General features: G+C 38.1%; 1 protein-coding gene. It reads right to left on the bottom strand.

Annotated features, from left to right (window positions below; all coding sequences use genetic code 11):
* The coding region (locus tag BBROOKSOX_RS07945; protein ID WP_139660761.1) for a C80 family cysteine peptidase at nucleotides 1-7,820 on the bottom strand (7,820 nt) is incomplete at both ends.

Raw genomic sequence — 7,820 nt, 5'->3', positions numbered from 1 at the left:
CTTGCCTTATCGGTAGTGCTGTCATCTGCTTTTTGGATGATGATATGGCTTTCGTGTTTGATGGGGGTGTTTGTGTCTTTTGGGTTTTTTGCTGTTGGTTGAGTTTGGTTGTTTGATCTTTTTTGCGTGGGAGATTTTTGATCTAGGCTCAGGCCTAGGGTTTGTGGTGGATGGTCAGGGGAGTCAACTTGTTGTTGAGACTTTGTATTTGATGTGCCTTTATCATCTCGTACAAGTCCTCCATGGAACACGACTTTTGCTTGACCTTCAGAGTTAAGGTCAATTCTATCGTTGTAACTTTTAATTTTTACAGTGTTATCATCTAATGCTTGCCTAAAATCATCAACTAGGCTTCTTCCTGAGGCACCACAAGTACCACTAAAGCAACTCATTAGTGAAACTTTGGCAAGTTTTGCATAGGACATCCATTTAAATGATTTTAAGTCTTGTGCTATTTGTGCGCCGTTTTTGCCCCCTAGTCTTCTAACGCCACGCTTATCTTCATGTCCATGTCCTATGACATTGACTTTGTATTCGCCTTTTATATTTTTCATGTTACCTTCAGTGACGACCAGTGCTTCGTTTACTCTTTTAATGACGACAATATCTTCTTTGTTGTATTTTTTTTGTAATTTTTTGACTAGATTTTTTGTTGCGGTATTAGCAATTTCACCATCTGATTCTTGAATGATAATGCGGCTTTCGTATTTGGTGGCAGAGTTTAAATCTGATAACCGTTTTGGTAATAATCTGATTTTGTTGCCAAATGCTTTTTCCATGTCAGATTTTTGACCCATAACCAAGAACGGGTCATTCATTGACTCGTCTTGGCTTTTGACCCATACTGCGTATTCGGGGGCGGCATTCTTGTTTTTACGATCAAGATGTTTATTGTATTCAATCAATTGCTCTGGCACCAAAGCAATACTTTTATCTGGATTAGGGTATTGATAAGCAGGATATGCATTTGCATTGTGCATTGAATGCGTGCCCCCAGCTTCATGTAGCAAGGTATGTGCTGCCCCAACTAAAAAAACTGACGGCCCCTTTAATTGCATTCTTTCACGCTCTTGAACTTGATCTCTCCAATCGTTCCTTGCAAAAAAGGCAAAGTTTATCCTTTGCGTTAACCTGGATATGAGTAAGGCTGCTTGTACTATTTCTTCCCGATTTTCTTTATCTAAATGTGAATATTCTTGCTTATAAAACGCTCTTAACTCTTCCGCATTACCATTAATAGAATCACCGCCAAAATACATAGATGTATCTTCTGATATATTTTCCACAAGAACATTAGAAAGTTCATTAACATTAGTAATCATATCTATGAACAACTTCTTTCCTGTTGCGGTGTCATGTTTCTCACTCACCCAGAGATTTTCTAATTCTCCGTTACTCATACCTCTCCTTATTCCGTATACTCCTTGCTTCCAAGAGATTGTTTTAACTTTTTGTGGTGTTTGTGGTATTCCAGAGGTGCTAGGCTTCTCAAACCCCCATGCGTCTGTTGTTTCTTCTTGATCAGACTCGTTTTTGCTTTTCTTTTGTTCTTTCTTTAGTGTTTGTGATATTCCAGAGGTGCTAGGTTTCTCAAACCCCCATGCGTCTGTTGTTTCTTCTTGATCAGACTCGTTTTTGCTTTTCTTTTGTTCTTTCTTTTGCTTGGAACTAGAACCCCCTAAAGCATCCTCTCCTTCTGGAACATTTTCTTTAATGCTACCATTAGTCCTAACATTAACCCTGCTGTCAAAGCCTTCTACTGCTACATTCTTCAGTACTTGGCTAACATCTTGTACTAGGCTTGTGCCTTTAGCGCCGCAAGTGTCGCCATCACAACTCAATAGCAAGGTTTTGGTAAGTTGTGCTTGGGTATCGTGAATGGTGCTTGTTAATTGTTTTAGCTCTTCTGCTATTGTTTTACCCGTTTTTTTATTTAGTTTTCTAACACCGTCTTCTTCGGTTCCGTGTCCTATTATTTGGGCTTGGTAGTTGCCTTTGATATTTTCAATGTTGCCTTGAATTTTTAGGGGTTTTTTGTTTTCTATTTCTTTAATAACGACGACATTTTCTTTGCCGTGTTGTTGGTTTAATTTATTGACTAGGTTTTTTCTTGCCTTATCGGTAGTGCTGTCATCTGCTTTTTGGATGATGATATGGCTTTCGTGTTTGATGGGGGTGTTTGTGTCTTTTGGGTTTTTTGCTGTTGGTTGAGCTTGGTTGTTTGATCTTTTTTGCGTGGGAGATTTTTGATCTAGGCTTAAGTCTGGGGTTTGGGGTGGGTATTTTTTGTCAACTTTATGGTTTGAGATAGGTGTCTCATTAACTAAGCTTATTGCGTCTTCTTTTGAGTTTGCTTTTTTGTCTTTTAATATTGAGTGTTTGGGGGTGGTGACTTGTTGTTGAGGCTTGGTGTCTTTTGACAAAGTTTTCCTGCCTGTTGTTTCTTTTTTATTGGATTCTTCTGACTTCAATGAACTCAGTAGAGCTTTATTTTCCAGTGTTTTTGACCGTTCTTCTGATTTGTTTATTGATTTTGCCTTTGTTTGCTGAGCAGTGGTTGTTGGTGATTTTTGTGATTGTTTGCTAGCGTGGACAGGAGCAGAAGAGAGTCCTTGCTCCGTTGTCATTTTTTGTTTCAAGGAAGCAGGGGTTTTAGATGCTTCTTCTGTTGTCTCCTCATCACTTTTAATTGAAATATCTTTTGACTGTAGCGATTCTTTATCAGTTGGTGGACCTCTTTGGCTTGTTGTCTTTGGCTTGTTTCCTTGATTAGAAGTGTCGCTATTATCTTGCAATCTACTGTTGTTTTGTTGTGGTGCTTGATCAGAAGGCTTGTTGATAGCGTTACTATCTTTTTTGTCGTCCCTTGTATTCTTGAGAGATGTTTTTACTTGTTCTTTTTGGACGATTTGTTTTACAGTTTCTGCTGCTTGTGTTTCCTCATCAATTGCTTGGTTGTCTGCTTGTATTTTTTTCTCTAATGTTGCGACGGTTTGTATGGTATTTGCTGTTTGTGTTTGTGGTACTGTATTATCCAATGCTTGACTTTGTACCGCTATTCTTTCTTCCATTTTGTCTGTTAGTTCATCTAATTTCTGACCTAATTCTTCTGATTTTTTTCTTAATGAATCAATATCACTGGGTGCCATACCGGGTTTGCCGTTGGCTACAATTTTTGCTTTGCCGTTGCTGCCAACATTGACTGTGCCTTGGTAGCCTTGAATGGCAACAAATCTCTTAAATAATGTTTTTACATCGGCTACCATATTTGTTACTCCAACCGTGCAATCTCCACTGTTGCAGCTTAATAATGAAAGTTTTGTTAATATGGCTTCTGTGGGGACGAGTGTTTTAATGAGTTGTGCGATTTCAAAGCCCTGTCGCCCTTCTTGTGAGTTCTCTTTGTCTCTACCCTCGCGACCACTTAATCCGCCTTTTGTTACGGATATTATTTTGCCTTGTTCGTTAGCATCTATCCTGTCTGTGTAGCCCTTGACTTCTGTAACAGAGTTATTCAGATTTTTTTCAACATCTTGAACCAAACTGGTGTTATTTCCAGCGCAGGTGGCACTGTTGCAGCTGACTAAAGATACTTTGGTTAATTCTGCATTTTGTGGAATGATATCGTTTAAGTTTTTCGCTATTTGCGTGCCATCTTGACCGGCTAATTTTCTAATGCCGTTTTCTTCTGTGCCGTGTCCGATTATGTGTGCTTTTGTTCTGCCTGTTAGGTTTTTTGAATTGCCTTGAATTCTTTCTTGTTCGCCATTTTTATTAATTTTAACAACGACAACATTTTCTTTGCCATGGCGCTTGTTTAATTTTTCGGTAATGCCTTGTTCTACTTTTTTGGCGGTTTCATCGTCGTCTTTTTGAATAATTAAATAAGTGTCATATTTCTTGTCATCGTTTTTAGTTTGGGTGTCTTCTTGTGGCTGTGGTAACTCTTTATCAGTTGGTGGACCTCTTTGGCTTGTTGCCTCCCCCTTGTTTTCTTCGTTGGGTGTGTGGTTGTTTGCTAATGTGCTGTCTTGTTGGGGTGCTTGAATAGGGGGTGTGTCAGTATCTTTGATATTTTTTTTGTCGTCCTCTGTGATTTTTTGTTTTGGGGTTGTTGTTTCTTTATCGCTTTTTAATTGGGTGGGTGTTGCTTCTTGTTGCTGGATTTTTTCATTATTTTCATCTGATTCAGATATGTGGCTATTGACGGAATCGTCTTGTGATTTTTTGTTTTTCTTATGGGGTAAAGGTGATGTGGCTTGTGGGTTACTCTCTTTTTCGGTGTTGTTGATTATTTCCTGCGCTGTTAAAGGTATTGCACCCTGTTTTTGCTCTCTTTTAGCAAGTATTGCGAGTTTTTTTTGAGTTGATTCTTCTAACAATCCCTGATATTTGAATAAAAGGGCAGTTGTTTTTCGACTTAATTGACGAAGCTCCAATATACCTTGTTCAAGCATTTTATTAGCATTGATAACTTCCTCTGTCTTTAAATCTGAAGTTTTTATTATTGCCATTTCTTCCAAGATGTTGTCTATTTTTTCTAAATTATCATCTATATCATTTATCAACAAATTAATATTCACATTATCAGACAAAGCAACAGAGCTAGCATCGTAATTCATGCGCATAACCTCTATATCTTTTTCTATATTCTCTAAATTTAACTTGTTACGCTTCAAGGATATTTTATTAGCATCTGTGTCAAATTTAACATCAAGACCTTGTTGTTTGCTCTTTATCGTTTCTCTTTCAATGACTATATTTTCGATAAGACCTGAGGAGCTCTCTTGCGCCTCAAAAATTATTTTCTTAGTATTGCGTATACTATTAAAGGCTGGTGTGCGGTAAGGTATCGCCTCAAGTGCTTTCCTTATTTTTTGCTTTTCTTCTTCAGTGTCGTTTATTATCTTTGTTGAGACCCCCTCATCATTCATAAATTGAGCAAGATATTCAAGAACTCTCAATGCAGAATTTAAATGTAGCAAAGCCTTCTCATGAGACCTGTGTGTTGCATCAAATACTTCATTCACCTTTTCCAGGTTTGCATAAAACCTTGCTGCCAATTTATCTCTATCAGACGATGTGTGTGCTTCGTTTAATTTTACTACCATAGCCTCACTATATTTATCTATATCTTTTAACTTAGTATCAATCTCTTCAAGACGCTTAGTATCTTCGTCAACCTTTAGAATTATTTCTGATACTTTAGCAGCAAGAACTTGTCCATTGATTTCTTTGAGAAGGTCGCTTGCACTTGACCAACTGTTGGGGTTGATATTTTTTTGAAGTTCACTTAATTTATTAGCTGATTTTCTGGCTGAAAAATTAAGGTATTTGAAATTCATCCAAAAATTCACAACCTTGTCACCCCAGTTATTCACAGTAGCTAACGATTTATCGGAAAATAAATATCTTAAATTATGGACAAACATTTCTTGTTCTGTTAGCAATCCTGTAAGGTGTACCTTAAGAGCATTCACTTCAGCTTGCTCCACACTAATGCCAATTTGTTTTGAACTGCGAGGAGCTACTTTATTCGGCATCTCCTGTATCTTAGGTGGAAATTTTACTGAATCTTGTTCTAAATATTTCGTTAATCTAGTTTTTACTTGATCGGGTATTGTTTTAAATCGCTCAATATCTTTTATTATAAGTTTAATTGCTTGTTTTTTAACTTCTTGCTTCTCTTTTTCGTTCTGTTGCACTCTCTCAGTCATCTGATCCTGCCTTCTATTCCCGCTCTTTACTGCAGCTTCTGCCACCCTTATTTCTTGCTTAACCTGTTCTGCCTTTGCTTGATTTGCTATTACTTCTTTTTCTCTGGCTATTCTCGTTGCTTGTTTGACTCGTTCTTGTTTTATTTCTTTTGTTTCAACAAAGGTGGGGTTTTTTTGCTCTCTATAGCGCCCCCAATTCATTATATTGATTTGTTCATTGTTGCTTCTCTCTCGTTCTGCATTGCTTTCTTGTTCTCGTCTTTCGGCATTGAGTTGCTTTTTTTGTTGAGATGTAGATTGATTTAGGGCTTTATCTCTTTGGTATTCTAGGCTGTCTTTAACGGTGATGTCTTCTGCTACTTTTACTCTTAGAGATTCGGCAAGATTGTTGATAGGGCTACAGTCAGATTCTTTGCAATGTGTTATTGTGATTTTTTTTAAAACAGGGGTGTCTGCTGACGCTGCTCCTCGTTCGAGGGGGGCTATACTTGCCAAGACTTCAAGCAGTTGTTTGGCGTTGTTGCCTTCAAGGACTCGGGTGGTTTCATCTTGTATTGTGCTACGCCCAATGACATTGATTTCGTATTCGCCTTTTAAGGTGCTAATATCTCCTTCTATGGGGTGTGTTTCCTTCCATTTATCTTTTTTAACAACATGGATTTTATTTGAGCCGTTTGATTCTTGTTTTATTTTCTCAACCATTCTTTTGCGTGTGGCTATGACTTCTTGATTATCGCCCATTTGGACAACAACAATTTCTTTGTTTGGGGTGGGGATGGTGTCTAGGGGTGTTTCTGGCTTTTTTGGACTTGAAAGCACGGTGACGCCAAACTTATTTTTCAAGGTGCTTTTGGATAGATTTAGGGCTTTTGCTATCTTTAGGACATTATCTATGAGTATGTGTTCATGGGCTGCGCCTGAAAGGGGTCCTGATTTAATGGTGGTGGTGGTTCCTGTGGCTGGGTCTTCATAATGAACTGTGGTGTGAGATCCGCTGTATGAAACTTTGACCCCTGCCAAATAAGATAGAAAGTTTCGTACAAGGCGTGTTTTTATGGGGGCGTTTTGTTTGAGGGTGTCTTCTTCATAGTTGACGATATTGTCTGCTTCTGCTTCTTTTGCTTTTTCTTCGTACGCTGCATTGTGTTCATGTTGTCTTATTTGAGTGCCTGTTTTACTCATGTTGTTGGATGTTTCGTCTAATTGTTGTCTTATGTTTCGTATTTCTTCTTCTCTGTCTTCTATACCTTGTTCTTTTTGTGCTGTGCGTAAGGTGTCTTGTGCTATTTTGTTTTCTGTTGTTGCTGTGGCTTCTTGGGTTTTTAATTGGGCTACTGTTTGTGTTGCTTCTTCTAGGAGTTGGTTTGCGGAGCTTTGCTCTTGTTGTGTTTGTTGTCTGTTTGTGGTTTGTTGCTGGATGCTTTGTTGGGCTTGTGTTAGTGTTTTGTTTGCTGTTTCGATTGTTTTTTCTGTTTCTTGTAGCTGTTGATTTGCTGTGGTGAGTGCGTCTGCTGTGGCTTTTACGATTCGTTTTTTTTCACCGTCTAGCTTGCGTGCTTCGTTGACTTTAGCGGCTAGTATGTTTTTTGCTATTTGATCTTCTTCTTTGGTTGCCTTTTTGGCGGGTTTGTGTGATCGTTGTGTGTTTTGTAGTTTTTTTAGTGATTTTTCTGTTTCAATTTTTTCTTTTATTGCTGCTTCGTTTTCGGCTTGTCTTTGTTTGATTTCGTTGCTGGTTTTTGCTTGTTTCTCTTGTTCTTTTTGGATGGCTTGTTTTGCGGTTTCTTCTGCTTGTGTTTCTTGTTCGATTGCTTGGTTGTTTGCTTGTATTTTTTTCTCTAATGTTGCGACGCTTTGTTGTGCTTGTATTAAGTTATCTTGTGCTTGTTCGACTTCTTTTTTGATTTTAATAACTTTGGCGTTTGTGGCATTTGCTGCTTGTGTTTGTGGTTCTATATTATCTAATGCTTGGCTTTGTGCCGTTATTATTTCTTCCATTTTGTCTGTTAGTTTTTCTAATTGTTGGTCTAATTCATCTGCTTTTTGTTTTAATGAATCGATATCACTGGGTGCCATGCCGGGTTTGCCGTTGGCTACCATTAT

It is taken from the genome of bacterium endosymbiont of Bathymodiolus sp. 5 South (genome assembly GCF_900128535.1).
In the GTDB taxonomy this organism is placed as follows: domain Bacteria; phylum Pseudomonadota; class Gammaproteobacteria; order PS1; family Pseudothioglobaceae; genus Thiodubiliella.
Note: the sequence above shows the minus strand (reverse complement) of the source record. Positions and strands in the feature narration are given on the sequence as shown.